Origin of the sequence: Bacillus sp. FSL L8-0528 (assembly GCF_038593085.1) — a bacterium.
Taxonomy (GTDB): domain Bacteria; phylum Bacillota; class Bacilli; order Bacillales; family Bacillaceae; genus Bacillus; species Bacillus paralicheniformis.
In genome coordinates this window covers 3395573-3417793 of record NZ_CP151961.1, presented here as the reverse complement: position 1 = coordinate 3417793, position 22221 = coordinate 3395573, and the positions used below count along the sequence as shown (strand labels likewise).

The following is a 22221-nucleotide window of genomic DNA, read 5'->3' as shown; positions in this document are numbered from 1 at the left end:
AGGGAAAATAATGAAAGAGGCAGTTATTGTATCGGGGGCGAGAACCCCGATCGGAAAAGCAAAAAAAGGCTCATTGAGGACTGTCCGTCCCGATGATTTAGGCGCATATGCGGTGAGAGAGACGCTGAAAAGAGCGGGCGGTTATGAAGGGAATATCGATGATTTAATCATCGGCTGCGCTACGCCGGAAGCCGAACAAGGCTTGAATATGGCGCGCAATATCGGCGCGCTTGCCGGTCTGCCGCACACAGTTCCGGCCGTTACGATCAACAGATATTGTTCATCAGGACTTCAATCAATCGCTTACGGGGCCGAAAAAATCATGCTTGGAGCTGCTGACACGATCATTGCAGGCGGCGCCGAATCGATGAGCATCGTGCCGATGATGGGTCATATCGTCAGACCGAACGCGGCTCTGGCGGAAACGGCTCCTGAATATTATATGGGAATGGGCCATACAGCTGAACAGGTTGCCGTCAAATACGGCGTTTCCAGGGAGGACCAAGATGCATTTGCCGTCAACAGCCATCAAAAAGCAGCCAAGGCGATCGCGGAAGGAAAGTTCGAAGATGAAATCGTCCCGGTGGACGTCACCGTCAGAGAAGTGGATGAACATCATAACCTGAAGGAGCGGACGTTTACTTTCTCTGCCGATGAAGGTGTACGCCCGGGGACAACCAAAGACGTTCTGTCAACGTTGAAACCGGCGTTTTCGGCAAACGGCTCGGTTACGGCAGGGAATTCCTCGCAGACGAGCGACGGGGCTGCCGCAGTGATGATCATGGACAGAGAAAAAGCGGACGCACTCGGGTTAAAGCCCCTCGCAAAATTTCGTTCGTTCGCAGTCGGCGGCGTTCCGCCGGAAGTGATGGGCATCGGCCCTGTGGAAGCAGTCCCAAGGGCGCTGAAGATGGCGGGACTTGAGCTGTCGGATATCGGTTTATTCGAATTAAATGAGGCGTTTGCATCGCAAGCGATCCAGGTTATCAGGTCGCTTGGAATCGATGAAGAGAAAGTCAATGTCAACGGCGGAGCGATTGCGCTCGGACATCCGCTCGGCTGCACGGGAACAAAGCTGACGCTGACATTGATCCACGAAATGCGGCGGAGAAGCGAGCAATTCGGCGTTGTGACGATGTGCATCGGCGGAGGCATGGGAGCAGCAGGGGTATTCGAATTAGTTTAATCACAAGGGGGATGGAACAATGGAACAAACAAAAGATCATATGAAAAAAGGCGGAGCCTTTCTGATCGAAGAGGTGACGGCTGATCAGCTGTTTACACCGGAAGATTTCACGGATGAACATAAAATGATCGCCAAAACGACTGAAGATTATATTCTCGGAGATGTTTTGCCATACATCGACGAAATTGAAGAGCACAATTTCGAACACTCTGTCAGGCTTCTGAAAAAAGCCGGCGAACTCGGGCTTCTCGGTGCTGACGTTCCTGAGGAGTATGGCGGACTCGGACTTGATAAAATCAGCTCGGCGTTAATCACCGAAAAATTTTCAAGAGCGGGGAGCTTTTCGTTATCGTACGGGGCGCACGTAGGGATCGGCACGCTTCCGATCGTATTTTTCGGAACCGAGGAGCAAAAGAAAAAGTATCTGCCGTCCCTTGCAACAGGGGAAAAATTTGCAGCCTATGCCTTAACAGAGCCGGGCTCCGGATCTGATGCATTAGGGGCAAAAACAACGGCCGTTTTGAATGAGGCGGGAACCCACTATATATTAAACGGTGAAAAGCAATGGATTACAAACTCAGCTTTTGCCGATGTTTTCATCGTCTATGCGAAAATAGACGGCGAACATTTTTCGGCCTTCATTGTGGAAAAAGATTACGCAGGTGTTTCCACAGGGCCTGAAGAGAAAAAGATGGGCATCAAAGGCTCTTCGACCCGCACGCTCATCTTAGACCAGGTTCAAGTTCCGAAAGAAAACCTTTTAGGCGAACCGGGAAAAGGGCATGTCATCGCCTTCAATATTTTAAATATCGGCCGCTATAAGCTCGCTGTCGGGACAATCGGCGCTTCCAAACGGGTCATCGAGCTGTCCGCTTCATACGCCAATCAGCGCCAGCAATTTAAGACGCCGATCTCAAAGTTCAGCTTAATCGGGGAAAAAATCGCCAATATGTCAGCCAAACTTTATGCGATGGAAAGCTCTGTCTATCGTACGGTCGGGCTGTTTGAAGACAAAATGGGCACCTTGAGCGAAGAAGAGCAAAAAGACGGGCGCCAGGTCGCAAAATCGATCGCTGAATATGCAATCGAATGCTCCCTTAACAAAGTATTCGGATCTGAAACGCTTGATTATATCGTTGATGAAGGCGTCCAAATCCATGGCGGTTACGGATTCATGCAGGAATACGAAGTGGAGCGGGCTTACCGCGATTCACGGATCAACCGGATTTTTGAAGGCACAAACGAAATCAATCGTCTCATCGTCCCGGGCACCTACTTGAAAAAAGCGATGAAAGGCGAGCTTCCTCTGTTTGGGAAAGCAAAGGCGCTTCAGGAAGAACTGATGATGCTCATGCCTGAAGAACCAGGTGACGGCGTTCTCGAACAGGAAAAGTATCTGCTGAGAAACGCCAAAAAGACCGCGCTCATGATCGCGGGACTCGCCGCGCAAAAATACGGAAAAGCGCTCGACCATGAGCAGGAAATCCTCGTTAACATCGCCGACATTGTCAGCCAGGTCTACGCGATGGAAGCAGCTATTTTGCGTACTGAAAAAGCCATCCAGGCAACCGGCGAAGACAAAAACGCCCAGAAAATTCTCTATACACAGATTTTTGCGCAGGAAGCTTTTCAGGAAATTGAAAGCCATGCCAAGGAGTCGCTCATTGCGATGGAATCAGGCGATTCGCTGCGCATGATGCTGTCCGCGCTCCGCAAATTGACGCGCTTTACGCCTGTCAACGTCATTGAGAAAAAGCGCCAGGCAGCCAAGGGAGTCTTTGAAGCTGAGAAATATATCGTTTAAACGAAAAGCCCTGCTTTAGGCGGGGCTTTTAAGCTGTTATAGAATCGAGCACGGTTTTAGGTTTTTCATTCGATCTGTGTTAAAATTACCTCGATTAAATGAGAGGGGTGTATGTATGGCTTTGGATTTTTACTGGTATCCGAAATGCGGGACATGCCGCAAAGCGAAAAAATGGCTTGAAGACCACGGCAAAGAAATCAATGGGATACATATCGCAGAACAGCCGCCAAGCAAGGAAAAACTGAAAGAACTCTACGAGAAAAGCGGGCTTGAATTGAAGAAGTTTTTCAACACGAGCGGCCAAAAATACCGCGAACTCGGTTTAAAAGACAAGCTGCAAAGCATGTCTGAAGATGAGCAGCTGGAACTGCTGGCTTCGGACGGTATGCTGATCAAACGCCCGATTACGACAGACGGCAGTAAAGTAACGGTCGGTTTTAAAGAAGATCAGTTTAAGACATACTGGTTATAACACATCAAAATATGATATCTTCAATGTAGGATCGATTAAAACACTTTATGGAGGGGTTAGCATGAGCACACCGAAAGAGTTGCGTTATTCAGAAGAACACGAATGGGTGAAAACAGAAGGAGATAAAGTCAGAATCGGCATTACAGACTTCGCCCAATCCGAACTTGGAGACATCGTATTTGTCGAGCTTCCTGAAGTGGGAGACGAAATCAAAGCGGACGAGCCTTTTGGCAGCGTTGAATCCGTAAAGACCGTTTCTGAGCTGTATGCCCCGATCAACGGAAAAGTGGTCGAAGTGAACGAAGATCTGGAAGACAGCCCTGAATTCGTCAACGAGTCTCCGTATGAAAAGGCATGGATGATTATCGTCGAGCCGTCAGATGCTTCTGAAATCGAAAATCTGATGACAGCCGAGCAATATGAGGACATGATAAAAGAAGACTAAGGATTATTCAGGATAGCCATGTGTCGTTTGGATACTCTATATCAAGAGGGGGTGTCCAAATTGACGCTGAAAAAAGAACGTATTGATATTACAGAACATGTGGAAAGCCGATTGAAAAACGGCGGAATGCAGCTGTACCATGAGAATGAGCTGATCGGCCGAATGACCGGCAAGGATCAATACGAGTTGAAATCTGGATATTCATTCCAAGACGAAAGATTTTACAAAACGGCGGATACCGTAAGCGGTCCGGATGCTAAATATGTAGACTGTGATGACCACCAAGGCTGGTGTTAATCGAGTCAGGCGGTGAATATTCACTGCCTTTTTTTACAAGTAAATCATTAAAGGTGATCATATGCCGGAAAATGAAAAAGTCATGATCGTCGAAGGGAAATCAGATAAGCAAAAAGTGAAGCATGTCATCGAAGAGCCCGTGGACATCATTTGCACAAACGGAACGATCAGCCAGGCAAAACTCGATGAATTCGCCGAGACGCTGTTTGATAAAGACGTTTATATCCTGGTGGATGCCGATGAATCAGGGGAAAAGCTCCGCCGTCAGCTGATGAGGGAGCTCCCCCAAGCTTCGCATCTATACATCGATAGGGTATACAAAGAAGTCGCTTCCGCCCCGAGTCAGCATGTTGCAGAAGTATTATTTCGTTCAAACATCCGGGTACATACAAAATATTTATTATAAAACGTATTGAGGTGCGGTTTAACAGATGCAAGAACTTCAAGAAAAAGAGCTGACACGGCTTGAACATGAGACCTGTCTTCTATATGTATACACGCCGTTCTGCGGAACGTGTCAGCTGGCCGGAAGAATGCTGGAGGTCGTTGATGAAATGATGAAGGACATTCCTTTTTATAAAAACAATCTCAATTACTCCCCGTCATTTGCCAAACAGCAGGAAATAGAAAGCGTCCCGTGTTTTATCCTTTACAAAAAAGGGCGAGTCGTCAAAAAAGAATACGCTTTTCACTCCGTTTCCTACTTATATGATACGATTAAACAAAATGTTGTGGATTAAGGGCGGTTTTGACATATTTCTCGGGAAATAACCAGCAAAAACTTGTCGAGCAATTCCTAAAGGAACTCCTGCAGCAGACAGAGAATCTGTAAGTATGACCAATTTACAGGAGGTTATACAGTTGGAGAAAATGGGATTGATAGAAAGAGAGGGCAAGGCTCTTTTTTTAAAACCTCTATTATCTACAACGGCTTTGCTGATTACGTTTCAAGGAGAGAAAGAAGCTTTTACGTTAGCAATCAACGAAAAAGGGGAAATGGAAAAATATTCTCCTGTAGAAAAAGCTCATTTGACCTTTTTTGGAGAGCAAAGCGAGATTATTGACCTTCTTCATGGCGACATTTCATTGCAGCATCTCGTACAGCGCGGCACTGTTAAAGTAAAAGGCTCTTTTAGAGCTTTATTGAAGCTTGAAGCGATTTTATGGCTGACGGACGGCTTCTTTAAAAACAGCGATCTTTATTCATAGACTTTTTAAAAATTCAAAAAATCGGCACATTCCGTGTATTAGTCAGACAGGGACGGGCGTTTACGCTCGTCTCTTTTCGCCGTAGGACGATTGTCTTACGAAAAATAGTTGACAACTATTTTTTCGCATGATATCCTACTTTAAGAATTCCGATCATAATAATCAAAAAATAAATATATGTTTCTCTTATCCAGAGAGGTGGAGGGAAGTGCCCTATGAAACCCGGCAACCATCAACACGTGTTGAAATGGTGCCAATTCACGCGAAGCGTTATGCTTTGAAAGATGAGAGAAAGGCCCAGACTTTTCCAAAGCCTTTCTGCTCATGTGTGCAGAAAGGCTTTTTTCGTTGATTGATCAGGAATTTAGACAACTATGAGAATTGAGCAAGAAAGCAGGTGATGGCTTTTGATAAATCTTCAAAATGTTTCAAAGATTTATCGGTCAAAGCATGGAGATGTCAATGCTGTCCAAGATGTCACCCTTACGATTAAAAAAGGTGAAATCTTCGGAATTATTGGATATAGCGGAGCCGGAAAAAGCTCCTTGATCCGTCTCTTGAACGGACTTGAACAGCCGACTTCAGGCACGGTTGAAGTAGCCGGCAGAAAAATCAGCGAGATCAAAGGGAAGAAGCTGAGGAAAGCAAGGCAGGAAATCAGCGTGATTTTCCAGCATTTCAACCTGTTATGGTCGAGAACGGTGCGCGACAATATTGCGTTTCCGCTGGAGATCGCCGGTGTCAGCAAAGCAAAACGTCTGGAAAGAGTCGCTGAACTGATTAAGCTTGTCGGTCTTGAAGGCAAGGAAAACGCCTACCCTTCACAGCTGAGCGGAGGCCAAAAGCAGCGCGTCGGCATCGCACGGGCGCTCGCAAACAATCCGAAAGTTCTGTTATGCGATGAAGCGACATCAGCGCTTGATCCGCAGACGACTGATTCGATTCTGGGTCTTCTGTCCGATATCAATGAAAGGCTCGGACTGACCATTGTCCTGATCACTCATGAAATGCATGTCATCAGGAAAATCTGCCACAGAGTGGCCGTCATGGAAAACGGAAAGGTCGTAGAAGAAGGCGATGTACTGAACGTCTTCATCAAGCCGAAGGAAGAAATGACAAAGCGCTTTGTTCAGCAGGTAACAGAACCGGTGGAAACAAAGGAAACGCTGAAGCATTTCCTCGAAGAAACGACATCCGGGCGGACGATCAAGCTCACTTTCGTCGGCGAAGCGGCCGAATCGCCGCTGATCACGCAGATCATTCGGAAGTTCGATGTTGAAGTCAACATCCTTCAAGGCAAAATCTCGCAGACTCAGGACGGTGCATACGGTTCATTGTTCATACATGTCGACGGACGTGAAAACGAGGTCAATGACGTGGTCGATTTCATCAAGAGCCGCCAGGTAGAAGCAGAGGTGATCACGAATGTTTGAAAAACTGTTTCCAAACGTAGATATGGAGCAGCTGTGGGAAGCAACGTATGAAACGATATATATGACAGGAATTTCCCTATTGTTTGCTTTTATCATCGGAGTGATTCTCGGTATGCTGCTGTATTTGACTTCAAAAGGAAACATTTGGCAGAATCGGGTCGTGAACGGTGTCATCTCGGCAATCGTCAATGTGTTCAGGTCTATTCCTTTTATCATATTGATTATTTTGCTGCTCGGTTTCACAAAGTTTTTAATGAACACGATCCTGGGACCGAATGCCGCACTTCCGGCTTTGATTATCGCATCCGCTCCCTTCTATGCCCGCCTGGTTGAAATCGCTTTGCGCGAAGTTGATAAGGGCGTGATTGAAGCGGCGAAATCGATGGGAGCCAAAACATCGACGATCATATTTAAAGTGCTCCTGCCCGAATCGATGCCGGCCTTGATCTCTGGCATTACGGTTACGGCGATTGCACTGATCGGTTCGACGGCGATGGCCGGAGCAATCGGGTCAGGCGGACTCGGGAACCTTGCCTATGTAAACGGTTTTCAGATGAACAATCCCGATATTATACTGATCGCCACTATTTTCATCTTAGCTATTGTGTTCATCATCCAGTTTATCGGGGATTTTATAACAAATAAATTAGACAAACGTTAGGGAGGACATCAACATGAAAAAAGGTTTATTAACAGCTTTATTCATCATTTTTGCAGGCGTTTTGGCCGCTTGCGGATCTTCCAGCAGCGAAGGGGATAAAGACAGCAAAGTCATCACAGTCGGAGCGACGCCGACGCCTCACGCTGAAATCCTTGAAGAAGCAAAGCCGCTTTTGAAAGAAAAAGGCTATGAGCTTAAAATCAAAAATTTCACGGACTACAAACTGATCAACAAAGCGCTTGCAACGAAAGATCTCGATGCGAACTATTTCCAGCACGTCCCGTATCTTGAACAGGAAATGAAAGAAAATAAAGATTATGATCTTGTTAACGTCGGCGCGGTACACCTTGAGCCATTCGGCATTTACTCTAAAAAGTATAAATCTTTAAAAGACCTTCCTGACGGTGCAAAAATTATTATGAGCAACAACGCAGCTGAACAGGGCCGCATGCTTGCAATGCTTGAAAATGCCGGACTGATCAAGCTGAAATCAGGCATTGAAAAAGTGGATGCGACAGTAAAAGACATTGCAGAAAACAAGAAAAACCTCAAAATCAAAAATGATGTGGCGCCTGAAATGACAGCAAAAGCATACGAAGCCAATGAAGCTGACGCAGTGTTCATCAATGTGAACTACGCGATCCAAAACAAGCTGAATCCGAAAACTGATTCAATCGAACTTGAGTCTCCAAAAGACAATCCTTACGCTAACATCATCGCCGTCCGAAAAGGCGACGAAGATTCTGACAAAGTGAAAGCTCTGATGGACGTATTGCGCTCTGATGACATCAAAAAGTTCATCGACAAAAAATATGAAGGCTCTGTCATTTCTGTTTCTGAGTAAATGAAAGAACACCCCGGTTTCGAAGAAAACCGGGGTTTTTTCGCGTATTTTTTGAAAAGAGGCTCATAATAAAAAAAGACTACCAACTGAAAATGGAGGAACAAAACGTGAATCAGCATGAATCAGAAAGCATTATCGAATCTGCACTGCATGAATATAAAGCAGGGATCGGCATCTTTTCCGAAAAAATGCCCGGAATTGCCGCCAAATACAACGAATTTACCGAGGAATGCTTTAAAAAAGGCGCGCTCAGCGAAAAGGATAAGCAGCTGATCGCACTGGGCATCAGTGTGAATACTCAGGATGAATATTGCATTATTTATCATATCAAGGGCTGCCTGGATTGCGGAGCGTCGGAGGAAGAAATTCTTGAAGCAGTCGGCGTAACTGCGGCATTTGGCGGAGGCGCGGCCATGAGCCAAGCTGTCACACTCGTTCTGCAGGCGATGGAAGAATTCCAGCAAATGAAGCATTGATTTTTCGTCCGTGAAAGCATATTGAAAGCACACACATTTTTGCAGAGTTTGTATATAACTGGTACTATGTAAGAAAATCTCTGAAAGGATGATTCATTATTTGTTCAAGCCAAGATCAGCTTGACCTTGAATTCACGGCCGAAATGGAAAAAGCGATGCACAAGTCGCATGGAATGGGGTACGAAGAGTACAGCAGAAGCCATGTGAACCGGCTTGAAGTTGAGAAAAGACGTGAAAAGCAGTATCAAAAAAGCAAGCAGATCGTATCAGACTTACCCATGATCGGATAAAACGCGAGGGGGGCGGATGTGTCGATCCGTCCTTCTCCATGTTCTTAAAAGCCGCTTGACCATAATTAAAGGAAAAGGTAAAATTTAAATATGAATACATGATCATATACTGATTTAAGAGGGGGATTTAAAATGGCTCATTCTCACGGACATACAGGTCACAGCCACCATGGCAGCCGATCAGCAAATCAAAAAGCGCTGTTCATCAGCTTCGGTTTGATTTTTACTTTTATGATAATTGAAGTGATAGGCGGGATATTGACGAACAGCCTCGCTTTGTTGTCAGATGCGGGACATATGCTCAGCGACGCTGCAGCGCTTGGATTCAGCCTCTTGGCGTTTAAAATTGGGGAAAAGGCTGCAACTGCGAGCAAAACATTCGGCTACAGGCGCTTTGAAATTTTGGCTGCGTTTATCAATGGGATCACCTTGCTTTTGATTTCACTTTATATTTTTTGGGAAGCGTACAACCGCTTTTTCAGCCCGCCGGAAGTCGCCGGCAGTGGCATGCTCGCAATTGCAACGGTTGGTCTGTTCATCAACATTGCTGCAGCCTGGATATTAATGAAAGGCGACACAAGCGGGAATTTAAACATGCGGAGCGCTTTATTGCACGTCATCGGCGATATGCTGGGATCTTTCGGCGCGATTATCGCAGGCCTCCTCATGATTTTCTTCAATTGGAATATCGCCGATCCAATCGCAAGCACCGCCGTCGCGGCTTTGGTTCTTGTTAGCGGGTGGCGGGTGACGAAAGACTCGGTGCACATATTAATGGAAGGAAAACCGAAAGACATTGATGCGGAAGCGCTTAAAAACGGCTTGCTTTCCATTCCGTCAGTAAAGGAGGTTCACGATCTCCACATTTGGTCGATCTCATCTGATATGCCGTCATTAAGCTGCCATATCGTGGCAGACGAAAACAGTGACAGGGATAGAATCTTAAAACAAGTATCAAAATATCTAAGGAAAGAATGCAACGTGGAGCATGTGACGGTCCAAATAGAAGGGGAGCGCTGTTCCCGTCATGAATCGTGCAGCCTGGGATCAAATCGTTCCCGCTCGTAATTCGCGCTGTTTGTCGATAGCTTGTTGATTGCAAGGTGCGCATCTCTCGTCCGGGAAGTTTTCTTACCCCAATCTCTTTAAGAACAAAACGTTTTTTGTTAAACTTGAGAACATGTACACGAAAAGATAGGAAGACTATTGTTGTATTCACTTTTCATTTGTTATAAAATTAGAATGAGAATAAATTGAGAATGATGATTATATATATTGGAGGTATATTTCATGGCTGCTTCGACATTAACAATCAAAGATCTTCACGTTGAGATTGAAGGAAAAGAGATTTTAAAAGGTGTAAACCTTGAAATAAAAGGCGGGGAATTCCACGCTGTAATGGGACCGAACGGAACGGGTAAATCAACTTTATCCGCGGCGATTATGGGTCATCCTAAATACGAAGTAACAAAAGGAAGCATCACGCTTGACGGCAAGGACGTTCTGGAAATGGAAGTGGACGAGCGCGCTCAGGCCGGCCTGTTTTTGGCTATGCAGTATCCGAGTGAAATCAGCGGTGTTACAAACGCCGATTTTCTCCGTTCAGCGATCAACGCGCGCAGAGAAGAAGGCGACGAGATTTCTTTAATGAAATTCATCCGCAAAATGGACGAAAACATGGAATTTCTTGAAATGGACCCTGATATGGCGCAGCGCTACCTGAACGAAGGTTTCTCAGGCGGTGAGAAAAAACGCAACGAAATTCTTCAGCTGATGATGATCGAACCGAAAATCGCGATTCTTGACGAAATCGATTCAGGTTTGGATATCGACGCCCTTAAAGTCGTTTCAAAAGGAATCAACAAAATGCGCGGCGAGGACTTCGGCTGCCTGATCATCACGCACTATCAGCGCCTCTTGAACTACATTACGCCTGACCACGTGCACGTCATGATGCAGGGCCGCGTTGTGAAATCCGGCGGACCTGAGCTGGCGCAGCGCCTTGAGGCTGAAGGATATGACTGGATTAAGCATGAGCTTGGAATCGAAGACGAAACTGTCGGTCAAGAAGCGTAAGCGTTAGGGGGATAAACATGACATTGGAAACAAAACTATCTGTAGATCGGGAATATGTCAAAAGCTTCTCTGAGAAGCACCAGGAACCGGCATGGCTGCAAGATCTACGCTTAGAAGCGCTTGAAAAAGCCGAAGATCTGCCGCTGCCGAAACCTGATAAAACGAAAATTACAAATTGGAATTTTACACGGTTTGATAAGCATACTGTAGAAAATAAACCGCTTGATTCTTTGGATGATCTTTCAGATGAGGTCAAATCGCTGATCGATCTTGGAAATGAAGACAAAACGCTTTATGTCCAAAGAGACCAGACGCCGGCTTACCTTTCTCTTTCAAAGGAGCTGCAGGATAAAGGCGTCATCTTTACAGATATTCATACTGCGTTCCGCGAACACGGCGAGCTAGTCAAAAAATACTTTATGAAAGACGGCGTTAAAGTCGATGAGCATAAATTAACGGCATTGCATGCAGCCCTCCTGAACGGCGGAGCCTTCCTTTACGTTCCGAAAAACGTCGAACTGGAAGCGCCTGTGCAAGCTGTTTATGTCCATGAAAGCAATGATACAACGCTTTTCAACCATGTACTTGTTGTTGCTGATGACAACAGTGCAGTCACATATGTAGAAAACTACATCAGCACTGTGAACCCTAAGGAAGCGGTCTTTAACATCGTGTCAGAAGTGATCACAGGCGCGAATGCCCGCGTGCAATACGGTGCGGTCGACAACCTTTCCGCAGGGGTGACGGCTTATGTCAGCCGCCGCGGAACTGCACTCGGACGCGACAGCAAAATTGAATGGGCGCTCGGTTTGATGAATGACGGAGACACCGTTTCTGAAAACACGACAAATCTGCATGGAGACGGCACATTCGGCGATACGAAAACGGTTGTCGTCGGCAGAGGAGAACAGACTCAAAACTTTACAACGCAAATCATTCATCACGGAAAGCATTCAGAAGGCTATATTTTAAAACACGGCGTTATGAAAGATTCCGCATCTTCGATCTTCAACGGTATCGGAAAAATCGAGCACGGCGCGTCAAAATCAAATGCAGAGCAGGAGTCACGCGTTCTTATGCTGAGTGAAAAAGCGCGCGGCGACGCAAACCCGATCCTATTAATCGATGAAGACGATGTAACGGCAGGACACGCTGCATCTGTCGGCCGCGTCGATCCGGTTCAGCTCTACTATTTGATGAGCCGCGGAATTCCTAAAGAAGAAGCAGAGCGCCTCGTCATTTACGGCTTCCTCGCACCGGTTGTCAATGAACTTCCGATTGAAGGCGTGAAGAAGCAGCTGGTCTCTGTGATTGAAAGGAAAGTAAAATAATGAATGCTAAAGATATTCGCGAACAGTTTCCGATTCTCAGCCAACAGGTCAACGGACACGATCTCGTTTATTTGGACAGCGCGGCCACCTCGCAAAAGCCGCGCGTCGTCATTGAGACGCTTGATGAGTATTACAACTCTTACAATTCCAATGTCCATCGCGGCGTCCATACATTAGGAACGAAAGCAACGGATGGATATGAAGGAGCACGTGAGAAGGTCAGGAAGTTTATAAACGCGAAATCGATGCAGGAAATTATTTTTACAAGGGGTACGACAACGGCCCTGAACACGATTGCGCTCAGCTATGCCCGCGCAAACCTCAAGCCCGGTGATGAAATCGTCATTACACCGATGGAGCACCATGCGAATATTATTCCGTGGCAGCAGGCTGTCAAAGCAACCGGCGCCACGCTGAAGTACATTCCGCTTCAGGAAGACGGAACCATTTCCTTGGACGATGTCAGGGAAACGGTGACGGAAAATACAAAAATCGTCTCGGCTGCGCATGTTTCAAACGTTCTCGGTACAATCAACCCGATTAAGGAAATAGCCAAAATCGCGCATGACAACGGCGCGGTTATGGTCGTAGACGGTGCGCAAAGCACGCCTCACATGAAAATTGACGTCCAGGATTTGGACTGCGATTTCTACACGTTTTCAGCCCACAAAATGTGTGGTCCGACCGGGATCGGGGTATTGTATGGAAAAAGAGCATTGCTTGAAAACATGGAACCCGCAGAATTCGGCGGAGAAATGATCGATTTTGTCGGTCTTTACGAATCGACTTGGAAGGAGCTGCCTTGGAAATTCGAAGCCGGCACACCGATCATTGCCGGCGCGATCGGATTGGGAGCGGCGATTGACTTCCTTGAAGACATCGGACTTGATGAAATATTAGCGCATGAACACCGTTTGGCGGCATACGCGCTGGAGCGCTTTAAAGAGCTTGAAGGCGCTGTTGTCTATGGTCCGGCCGAACGTGCAGGACTCGTGACGTTCAACCTTGAAGACGTTCATCCGCACGATGTGGCAACCGTGCTGGATGCAGAAGGGGTCGCCGTCAGAGCCGGCCATCACTGCGCGCAGCCTTTAATGAAATGGCTGAACGTCTCCGCCACTGCAAGAGCGAGCTTTTATCTGTATAATACGGAAGAAGACATCGACAAACTGATTGAAGCTCTTCAGAAGACAAAGGAGTATTTCACAAATGTCTTTTAATGTGAACTTGGATACACTGTATCGCCAGGTGATTATGGATCACTATAAAAACCCGAGAAATAAAGGGGTTTTGAATGACAGCATCGTCGTTGACATGAACAACCCGACATGCGGTGACCGGATCAGGCTGACGATGAAGATAACGGACGGTAAAGTAGAAGATGCAAAATTTGAAGGCGAAGGATGCTCAATCTCAATGGCTTCTGCGTCTATGATGACACAGGCGATCAAAGGGAAAGACGTGGAGACCGCCCTTCAAATGTCACGGATCTTTTCAGATATGATGCAGGGCAAAGACTACGACGATTCGATTGATTTAGGAGATATTGAAGCTCTGCAAGGCGTTTCAAAATTTCCGGCCCGAATTAAATGCGCAACATTGTCATGGAAAGCCCTCGAAAAAGGCGTTTCCAAAGAAAACAGCGATAACGAATAAAGATTGGAGTGAAAATGGATGGCTAAGAAAATGCCGGATATCGGCGAATATAAATACGGTTTTGCCGACAAAGACGTTTCCATTTTCCGTTCAGAGCGGGGATTGACAAAAGAAATCGTTGAAGAAATTTCACGCATGAAAGAAGAGCCACAGTGGATGCTCGACTTTCGCTTGAAATCTCTTGAACACTTCTACAATATGCCAATGCCGCAATGGGGCGGAGATTTAAACTCATTAAACTTTGATGAAATCACATACTATGTAAAGCCTTCTGAGCGTTCAGAAAGATCATGGGACGAAGTGCCTGAGGAAATCAAACAGACATTTGACAAGCTCGGAATCCCAGAAGCTGAGCAAAAATATTTGGCCGGTGTATCCGCGCAATATGAGTCAGAAGTCGTTTACCATAACATGAAAGAAGACCTTGAGTCTCAAGGGATCGTCTTCAAAGACACAGACAGCGCCCTCAAAGAAAATGAAGACATTTTCCGCGAGCATTGGGCAAAAGTCATCCCGCCGACTGACAACAAGTTTGCGGCCTTGAACTCTGCGGTATGGTCCGGCGGATCATTCATCTACGTGCCAAAAGGCGTAAAAGTTGATACTCCGCTGCAAGCATACTTCCGCATCAACTCAGAAAACATGGGACAGTTCGAACGGACGCTGATCATCGTCGACGAAGGCGCTCACGTTCACTATGTAGAGGGATGTACAGCACCTGTTTATACAACGAACTCCCTTCACAGCGCGGTTGTTGAGATCATCGTTAAAAAAGGCGGATACTGCCGCTATACAACGATTCAAAACTGGGCGAACAACGTCTTCAACCTTGTGACAAAGCGTGCGGTCTGCGAAGAAAACGCGACAATGGAATGGATCGACGGAAACATCGGCTCCAAGCTGACAATGAAATATCCTGCCGTTATCCTGAAAGGCGAAGGCGCGCGCGGCATGACGCTTTCTATCGCTCTTGCAGGAAAAGGACAGCATCAGGATGCCGGTGCGAAAATGATTCACCTTGCACCGAATACGTCATCCACAATCGTTTCAAAATCGATCTCAAAACAAGGCGGAAAAGTCACATACCGCGGAATCGTCCACTTCGGACGCAAAGCCGAAGGCGCCCGCTCAAACATCGAATGCGACACGCTGATCATGGACAACAAATCAACTTCTGATACAATCCCATACAATGAAATTTTGAACGACAACATTTCATTGGAGCACGAAGCGAAAGTATCAAAAGTATCTGAAGAGCAGCTCTTCTACTTGATGAGCCGCGGCATTTCTGAAGAAGAAGCAACAGAAATGATCGTCATGGGCTTCATCGAGCCGTTCACAAAAGAACTGCCGATGGAATACGCGGTTGAGATGAACCGTTTGATCAAGTTCGAAATGGAAGGGTCTATTGGATAATAATTGGAAAGAAAGGGTGTAATCAGATTTCGATTTGATTGCACCCGCATAATTTTATATGTTTGTGTACCGCAGCTATAATCTATTGCCTATCGATTTTCTAAAAGGCGTAGAAATGTATCTGCGGTTTTTTCTTGAATAGATTAAACGATAATCGTAACGATTAGTTATACCAAATTGCATATCAACAGGAAAATATAATCCTTGATCTGTTCTGCCTTCCTTGCTATACTTCTAAAATTCACCCGAACACGGAAAACGAATCATATTGATTAGGTCAAAAAACCCCTAACTTTTAAAGATTTCATACAATGTTGTTGTGAAAAATTATTCTTTTATGTAAAATGATGACTATGAAGAAAAAGGAAAAACCTATTTAATTTTTCTGAAAAATTATAATCTTACGAGAAAGGACGAGGATATGTGAGCGTAATACCATTTGATTTAGTTGCGACGAAAATGAATTTTTGGTATACAGCATTAAAAAACAATTGGACAGGCAAGGCCGAGGATACAAAAAAAGAAGTTGAAAAAGAACTAGAACAAATGGAAGAAAACCAGGATGTGATTGTTTATTATAACTTACTGCTCTTTCGGCACAATCTTCAACTTGATTATATGTATTCAAATCCCGGTGTTAATTTAGATAGTCGGTTTGATGAGTTTAAAAAAATTCGCGATCAGAATAACCTGGAAGGGATGTTGGATTATTATTATCATTTTTTTGCTGGGATGTATCATTTCAGACAAAAAGAATTAATACTTGCGTTGAATTTTTATAGGGATGCCGAGAAAAAACTAGATTCTTTTGATTGTGATGAACTGGAAAAAGCTGAATTTTATTTCAAAGCATCTGAAGTGTATTACCATATGAAGCAAACGTTCTTTTCAATGAATTACGCAAGTCGTGCGTATAACATATACAAAAAGTACGAAACTTACGGTGAGCGTCGAGTGCAAAGTCAGTTTATCATTGCGGGTAACTGGTTAGATCAGATGTATCCTGAAAAGGCTCTACATAATTTAAATAAAGCACTTGAAGAGTCAGAGAAACAAAGAATCCATCACCTTATGGGTTCATCACATTTAAATATCGGAATATGTTATAATCAACTGGAAGAACTTGATAAAGCAACTGATCATTTTCAAGAGGCTCTTAATTTGTATAATGAGGAGAAACACGGTTTCTTGCCTAAAACGTTATTTAACCTCGCGCATGTTAGGGCGAAGCAAGGTAAGTTGTCGATTACTGATGACTTGTACTTTGAGGGGAAAGAACTGGCTGAAAAGAACAAAAATTCAGATATGCTTGCGAAGTTTGACTTAATAAAAGGGCTTTATCTTTCATTTGATCTAGACATGGTTCGGGAGTCGTTCAAGTTCTTCGAAGAAAAAGGTATGTATGCAGATATGGAGGAATATGGTTTCGTCACAGCAGACCTTTTAGAAAAACAAGAAAAAATTCGGGACGCTGTTGAATTTTACCGGATTACAGTTAATGCGAGAAGACAAATTCAAAGGAGTGCTTTTCTACATGAAAACTAAATTATTGATTTGTTTTGTTCTGTTGCTAGGAGCTATTGGAGTAGCAGGATCGTCTTCCTTTAAAGCAGAAACTCCCACCTACAAAGTAGCCGACAGGTTCGCTTCTTAAACTAACTATACCAAGGAATGATTTTATCTGATATAAATCCCAGTCTAAAATATGATACTCAGTCAGTAAAGCCCTTCTTCCAGCAGGGCTTTATTTATTCCAGTCCACTAACAATTTCAAATTTCGGATGATGAAGAAACGGCTCACGCGTTCTTTGTCATTATAGCTTAGTGTCCATCGTTGAGCCCTATTAAAGAAATTCAACAGCAATTCGGTTGTCCAGCAGCTCCACAAGGTTGCCTGCGAGAAAAAGATCATCATGAAAATATCCATCTTCATCAACAATTTTTATACCTGTCTTAATCATTTCAGCTTTGCTTCATACATGTAAATCATCCCCTTTCACCCACTTATACAGTATTTGTCCATTAAAAGAAGAACATGATCTTCTTGTCAAATATCTTTATTAGATCATATTGTCATGTATAATGAAGAGTATATCATGTGACATTCATACTGTATAAGAAAGGATATGACCAGTGAAAATGTTGAAAAAGGCTGTGTTGACAGCCGTTATTTTCTTGCTGGCCGCATTTGCAGGGAGTACAGAAGCCTTTGCTATGCCTTCCAAAGGGGCGGTGAAATTCAGGACGGATGCCAATACATATACGAAATCAGCCACTTCGATCGTTGTGACGGGAAAAAGTCCTGTTACGGGGACGATGGTCGCCGTCAGGCTGATCAATAAAAAAGGGACTGTCCTGATCTATCGAGATGTTCATTTAACACGCGGAAAACCTCATTTTCGGGTGAGCTTTCCGACGAAAAAGCTGAAACCGGGCAAGTATGACGTCTGGGTGGATGCCGTCAAAGGAAAGAAATGGCACGGGGAATTGAAGCGCTACATTGTCATCAAACATTGAGCTCCATTATGATGAACGGAGGGCTGTGTAATGACTGCCGTGGGTTTTTGTGTATTATTATGTTCTGCATTTATCCATGCATCGTGGAACTATCTTTCTAAAAAAGCCGATGGAGGCGTTCCGTTTATCTGGTTGTTCACAGCGATTGCAGCCGTTGTCTACACGCCGTTGGCCATAGGTGTTGTCATATATGAAAAGCCTGAAATCGGCAGCTGGCAGCTTGCCATCATCATGGCGAGCATCCTTGCCCACTTGGGCTTTTTTCTTGTTCTTCAAAAAGGGTACAAAAAGGGCGATCTTTCCCTCGTCTACCCTATCGCGAGAGGAACTGGCCCGCTGCTCACCTGTGTGCTGGCGGTCGCCTTTTTTGGCGAGACATTGACGCTGCCCGCTATTATAGGGATTCTTTTGATTGTGATCAGCATTCTTTTTTTCACAGGGGGAGTCAAGCGGTTAAAAGAATCAGGCTCGCTCACACCGGTTCTTTACGGGCTGGCGGTCGGCGGTATTATTGCCGCATATACCCTCCTTGATAAAGCAGCGGTCAGCCGGTTTCTTATTCCGCCGTTGCTGCTGGATTATTGCAATACGCTCGGCCGTCTGATCATATTGACTCCTTTTGCCGCGAAAAGCTGGAGCGAAGTCCGGTTTGAGTGGAAGCATCACCGGATGGAAGCTGTCGGGGTCGGGGTTTTTAACTCTTTGGCTTATATTTTGGCGCTGAGTGTCATGGTATTTGCGCCGGTCAGCTATGTGGCACCGGTTCGGGAAATCAGCATTTTAATCGGAACGGTGATGGGGGCGGTTCTTTTGTCTGAAGGTTTCGGACGGCTTAGAATTGTCGCGGCTGTCTTTATGGTGCTTGGCGTCATATCGGTAGCCGTTGGTTAGGTTGTGTTCCATCGATGTGATCCGTTATATTTGTAGAATAAACAGAAATGAAAAAGGTGTTAGTCATGAAATCTTTTATTGTAGTCGGAGCGGGCGTCCTCGGCGCTTCTGCCGCTTATCATCTTGCAAAAAAGGGCGCGGATGTGACATTGATTGACCGCGGAGAGCGGGGAAGGGCTACAGATGCCGCGGCTGGAATCGTCTGCCCCTGGCTTTCACAGCGCAGAAACCAGGCATGGTACAAGCTTGCAAAAGGCGGAGCGGCGTACTACGCCGATTTAATCAAGCGGCTTGAAGCTGACGGAGAATCGGATACGGGGTATAAACGGACAGGCGCTATCAGCTTGCATACAGACGAGCGAAAGCTGGAGAAAATGGAAGAACGGGCGCATCTCAGGCGCAAGGATGCGCCTGAAATCGGCGAGATCACCCGTTTATCCTATGAGGAAACGAAGCGTTTATTTCCGCCTTTGGCAGAGGGATACAGCTCGGTTCATATCAGCGGAGCCGCGCGCGTAAACGGAAAATTGCTCCGCCGCTCACTTGTGAACGCCGCACAAAAATACGGCGCTTCAGTTGTTGCCGGAAACGCTTCATTGCTCTATGAAGGAAACCTGGTAACAGGGATCTCCACAGCGGACAAAAAAATATACGCTGATCAGGTGCTGGTCACAGCGGGCGCTTGGGCGGACGAGCTTTTGAAGCCGCTCGGCGTGCGTTTTTCAGTCAGCCACCAAAAAGCGCAGATCGTTCATCTTCGTCTTCCAGATGCGGATACCGGCAGCTGGCCCGTTGTGATGCCTCCGAATGACCAATACATATTGGCATTTGAAGACGGCCGGATCGTTGCCGGCGCTACTCACGAAAATGAAGCGGAGCTTGATGATCTTCGGGTAACGGCCGGCGGCCTTCACGAAATTTTCTCAAAGGCGCTTGCCGTTGCGCCGGGTTTGGAATTGAGCGAGCTGCTTGAGACGCGCGTAGGCTTCAGGCCATTTACACCGGGCTTTCTCCCCGTGATCGGCTCATTGCCGAACATTTGCGGGCTGCTTGTTGCCAACGGTCTCGGCGCTTCAGGGCTTACGTCAGGTCCGTACCTTGGCGCAGAATTGGCAAGGCTCGCCTTAGGAGAAGAGCCTGAGCTAGATATCGCTTTATATGATCCGGCCGGCGCGCTTGAAAGTTAAATTATCATGCAGAAAAAAGTTCACTCGAAGCTAAAGTGAACTTTTTTCTTGTTTACAGTTTTAAAATAGAAAATTTTTCAATATAAATTCATGGAGGAAAATTTAGAAAAAAATCTAATTTTATTTGAAGGCATGCCGGTTTTTTGAATCGGCTGCCTCTGATTCCTAAACAAATTTGGGAAATGAAGGAGGGTCGCCATGATCCAGTTTGACTTTGAGTATTACAGGCCCCAATCTGCGCAGGAAGCGGTAAAGCTCTTTCAAAGCTTGGAGCGGGAGGGGAAAAAGCCGGCGTATTGTTCCGGCGGAACAGAACATTTGACGCCCGGACGGCTGAATGTGATCCATACAAATGCCGTTATCGATATTAAAGACATACCTGAGTGCAGAACTCTGCAATTTGAACGGAGTCACCTCGCTTTAGGCTCAGCATTAACATTGACGGAGGTCACGGAAAACGGCGGCTTTCCGCTGTTGAGTAAAGCGGTGAGGGATGTGGCTGACCATACGGCGCGCAATAAGATTACGCTTGGGGGCAATATTTGCGGGCAGATCTTTTACCGTGAAGCAGTGCTGCCTTTCTTATTAACCGACAGCAAAGTGGTGACGATCGGAGACGAGGGGGAAAAGCGCTATTTGATTCACGACGTATTCGATCAGCAGCTGAAGCTGAACAAGGGAGAAATCCTCATTTCGCTTTTAATTGAAGAACGCTATCTTCATCAGCCTTTTGCAAGCATAAAAGTGAGGCAGCAATGGGATACGGGATATCCTTTGGCGACGATTTCAGCTCTCGAAATAGACGGACGCGTCCGCTGTGCATTCAGCGGTGTCTGCCCTTTTCCGTTTCGTTCCGCAGAAGTGGAATCTGCGTTGAATGACGAAGCGCTCCCTGTCGATCAAAGGGTGGAAGAGGCGATCAGCCGCTTTCCCGGCCCTGTTTTGGACGATGCGCAAGGTTCCGCTGAGTATCGCAAATTTGTCATCAAACATACGCTGTTTGACATTCTCGGCATGCTGAAAAAGGGGCCACTATGACCAAGCGCTTGAATCCAATATTTGCAGGTGCACGGGGATACATGAATTTGAACTGGCCGTAAAATCGGTGCTGAACAAAAAAACAGAGGTTTTAAAAAAGAGCGCCGGGCAGGCGCTTTTTTTGTTCAATTCAAAACGCCTGAGCCCCAAATATCCTCCGCCCATTCAGGGTGATCAATGAATGGATTGCGGTTATGCTGGTATTGCTGATAGATGATGTCGTTCCGCTTTCTTTCGAGGGTATCGACAGGGTCTTCATGGTGCCATTTCAATAAAACCGACATTTTTCCGTGGTATGGTTTAGATCCGTTGTTCGTTGTGTCGTTCATTTCAAGATCCGGATGACCGTCGTCCCCTTCATAGCGGACCGCCATATAGAAAATCATTCTGGCGACATCGCCTTTAATGCTTTTGTCAGGTTCCCAGGAATCGCCGTCATAGCGGTTTCCGGGGGAACCGGGATAAGGGCTGCCGCCTTCGTCGAAATCAAGGTTTCCGCGGGCGGCGTTTACTTGCACATCGCTGGGCCTGAGGTGATGCAAATCTGTTCCGGGCCCTTTGCTTGTTCCGAAATCGCCGTGCGATTTTGCCCATACGTGCTCGCGGTTCCAATCGCCCGTTTGCCCCCCGTTCGCCTGTTTAGAGCGCGACTCTCTGGAATATAAGAGAATCACGTTGTTTCGATTGGCCGGATCTTCATCCGTTGCTTTCAGCGCTTCCCATACCTCACTGTAAGACAGCTCTCTATGATCGTCGATCGTGTCGTGAAGCGCTTGTTTTAAAGCTTCGCCTGTTTTGCCTTGCGCCTGTTCATAGTAATCCGCCGGAGCCGAGGACTGATAGGGCTGGACGTGTAAGGAAAACAATTGGAAGGCTTCTGCGTTTTGGGTGGGCGCGCACATCGCTGACAACATCAAAATAAACGGTATGAGACATTTTCGGTTCATCTTTCGATCGCCTCCTTTTCATTTCTTTCATTATCCAATCTTTTC

25 protein-coding genes and 1 riboswitch are annotated in these 22221 nt (G+C 45.9%); of the genes, 24 read left to right on the top strand and 1 reads right to left on the bottom strand.

The window, feature by feature from the left end:
- The first annotated feature begins 10 nt into the window (after positions 1-10).
- From MHI30_RS17510 to MHI30_RS17395, 24 genes are all read left to right on the top strand, one after another.
- The gene (locus MHI30_RS17510; RefSeq protein ID WP_075751335.1) at positions 11-1186 is read left to right on the top strand and encodes an acetyl-CoA C-acetyltransferase; all 1176 of its coding nucleotides are present in this window, start codon (positions 11-13) and stop codon (positions 1184-1186) included.
- A 19-nt stretch (positions 1187-1205) separates the two neighbouring features.
- Positions 1206-2990 (top strand): acyl-CoA dehydrogenase family protein, encoded by a 1785-nt coding sequence (locus tag MHI30_RS17505; RefSeq protein WP_075751334.1) that lies wholly within the window; start codon positions 1206-1208, stop codon positions 2988-2990.
- Between the two features lie 115 nt (positions 2991-3105).
- Positions 3106-3462 carry an arsenate reductase family protein gene (locus MHI30_RS17500; RefSeq protein ID WP_003185068.1) on the top strand — a complete coding sequence of 119 codons (357 nt, stop codon included), beginning with the start codon at positions 3106-3108 and terminating at the stop codon, positions 3460-3462.
- A 61-nt stretch (positions 3463-3523) separates the two neighbouring features.
- The gene (gcvH, locus tag MHI30_RS17495) at positions 3524-3907 is read left to right on the top strand and encodes a glycine cleavage system protein GcvH (RefSeq protein WP_020452879.1); all 384 of its coding nucleotides are present in this window, start codon (positions 3524-3526) and stop codon (positions 3905-3907) included.
- A gap of 60 nt (positions 3908-3967) precedes the next feature.
- Positions 3968-4204, top strand: a complete 237-nt coding sequence (locus MHI30_RS17490; protein ID WP_020452878.1) for a YusG family protein — start codon at positions 3968-3970, stop codon at positions 4202-4204.
- A 61-nt stretch (positions 4205-4265) separates the two neighbouring features.
- Positions 4266-4610 carry a toprim domain-containing protein gene (locus MHI30_RS17485; protein ID WP_020452877.1) on the top strand — a complete coding sequence of 115 codons (345 nt, stop codon included), beginning with the start codon at positions 4266-4268 and terminating at the stop codon, positions 4608-4610.
- Positions 4611-4635: 25 nt separating this feature from the next.
- Positions 4636-4944 (top strand): thioredoxin family protein, encoded by a 309-nt coding sequence (locus MHI30_RS17480; protein ID WP_075751333.1) that lies wholly within the window; start codon positions 4636-4638, stop codon positions 4942-4944.
- Between the two features lie 121 nt (positions 4945-5065).
- Entirely contained in the window at positions 5066-5413 is a 348-nt protein-coding gene (locus MHI30_RS17475; protein WP_003185057.1) for an SCP2 sterol-binding domain-containing protein, read from the top strand.
- 183 nt (positions 5414-5596) lie between these two features.
- Positions 5597-5704, top strand: a riboswitch (SAM riboswitch).
- 116 nt (positions 5705-5820) lie between these two features.
- Positions 5821-6846 carry a methionine ABC transporter ATP-binding protein MetN gene (gene metN, locus MHI30_RS17470; RefSeq protein WP_075751332.1) on the top strand — a complete coding sequence of 342 codons (1026 nt, stop codon included), beginning with the start codon at positions 5821-5823 and terminating at the stop codon, positions 6844-6846.
- A complete protein-coding gene (locus tag MHI30_RS17465; RefSeq protein WP_003185053.1) occupies positions 6839-7507 on the top strand; it encodes a methionine ABC transporter permease in 669 nt (222 codons plus the stop codon). The genes metN and MHI30_RS17465 overlap by 8 nt, the downstream gene beginning before the upstream one ends.
- A gap of 13 nt (positions 7508-7520) precedes the next feature.
- The gene (gene metQ / locus MHI30_RS17460; RefSeq protein ID WP_020452873.1) at positions 7521-8351 is read left to right on the top strand and encodes a methionine ABC transporter substrate-binding lipoprotein MetQ; all 831 of its coding nucleotides are present in this window, start codon (positions 7521-7523) and stop codon (positions 8349-8351) included.
- 107 nt (positions 8352-8458) lie between these two features.
- On the top strand, positions 8459-8827 hold the full coding sequence (locus tag MHI30_RS17455) for a carboxymuconolactone decarboxylase family protein (RefSeq protein WP_020452872.1): 369 nt from the start codon (positions 8459-8461) through the stop codon (positions 8825-8827).
- 143 nt (positions 8828-8970) lie between these two features.
- Complete coding sequence (locus MHI30_RS17450) at positions 8971-9117, top strand: hypothetical protein (RefSeq protein ID WP_020452871.1); 147 nt, start codon at positions 8971-8973, stop codon at positions 9115-9117.
- 132 nt (positions 9118-9249) lie between these two features.
- Positions 9250-10185 (top strand): cation diffusion facilitator family transporter, encoded by a 936-nt coding sequence (locus MHI30_RS17445; RefSeq protein WP_048350182.1) that lies wholly within the window; start codon positions 9250-9252, stop codon positions 10183-10185.
- A 222-nt stretch (positions 10186-10407) separates the two neighbouring features.
- The gene (sufC, locus tag MHI30_RS17440; RefSeq protein ID WP_020452869.1) at positions 10408-11193 is read left to right on the top strand and encodes a Fe-S cluster assembly ATPase SufC; all 786 of its coding nucleotides are present in this window, start codon (positions 10408-10410) and stop codon (positions 11191-11193) included.
- Between the two features lie 17 nt (positions 11194-11210).
- Complete coding sequence (gene sufD / locus MHI30_RS17435; RefSeq protein WP_048350181.1) at positions 11211-12524, top strand: Fe-S cluster assembly protein SufD; 1314 nt, start codon at positions 11211-11213, stop codon at positions 12522-12524.
- A complete protein-coding gene (sufS, locus tag MHI30_RS17430; RefSeq protein ID WP_048350180.1) occupies positions 12524-13744 on the top strand; it encodes a cysteine desulfurase SufS in 1221 nt (406 codons plus the stop codon). Before sufD ends, sufS begins: the two co-directional genes overlap by 1 nt.
- Positions 13734-14180, top strand: a complete 447-nt coding sequence (gene sufU, locus MHI30_RS17425; protein ID WP_003185039.1) for a Fe-S cluster assembly sulfur transfer protein SufU — start codon at positions 13734-13736, stop codon at positions 14178-14180. The genes sufS and sufU overlap by 11 nt, the downstream gene beginning before the upstream one ends.
- Positions 14181-14198: 18 nt before the next feature.
- Positions 14199-15596: a Fe-S cluster assembly protein SufB gene (gene sufB, locus MHI30_RS17420; protein ID WP_003185037.1), complete on the top strand. Its 1398-nt coding sequence runs from the start codon at positions 14199-14201 to the stop codon at positions 15594-15596.
- Positions 15597-16019: 423 nt separating this feature from the next.
- A complete protein-coding gene (locus MHI30_RS17415; protein WP_075751331.1) occupies positions 16020-17141 on the top strand; it encodes a Rap family tetratricopeptide repeat protein in 1122 nt (373 codons plus the stop codon).
- A gap of 588 nt (positions 17142-17729) precedes the next feature.
- Positions 17730-18113, top strand: coding sequence for a hypothetical protein (locus tag MHI30_RS17410; RefSeq protein WP_075751330.1), 384 nt, complete (start codon positions 17730-17732; stop codon positions 18111-18113).
- A gap of 30 nt (positions 18114-18143) precedes the next feature.
- The gene (locus MHI30_RS17405; protein ID WP_075751329.1) at positions 18144-19004 is read left to right on the top strand and encodes a DMT family transporter; all 861 of its coding nucleotides are present in this window, start codon (positions 18144-18146) and stop codon (positions 19002-19004) included.
- A 65-nt stretch (positions 19005-19069) separates the two neighbouring features.
- Positions 19070-20191, top strand: a complete 1122-nt coding sequence (locus MHI30_RS17400) for an FAD-binding oxidoreductase (protein WP_075751328.1) — start codon at positions 19070-19072, stop codon at positions 20189-20191.
- A gap of 198 nt (positions 20192-20389) precedes the next feature.
- Entirely contained in the window at positions 20390-21229 is an 840-nt protein-coding gene (locus tag MHI30_RS17395; RefSeq protein WP_075751327.1) for an FAD binding domain-containing protein, read from the top strand.
- Between the two features lie 125 nt (positions 21230-21354).
- On the opposite strand, the gene MHI30_RS17390 is transcribed toward MHI30_RS17395, so the two are convergent.
- Positions 21355-22176, bottom strand: a complete 822-nt coding sequence (locus tag MHI30_RS17390; RefSeq protein ID WP_075751326.1) for an endonuclease — start codon at positions 22174-22176, stop codon at positions 21355-21357.
- Between the last annotated feature and the right edge of the window lie 45 nt (positions 22177-22221).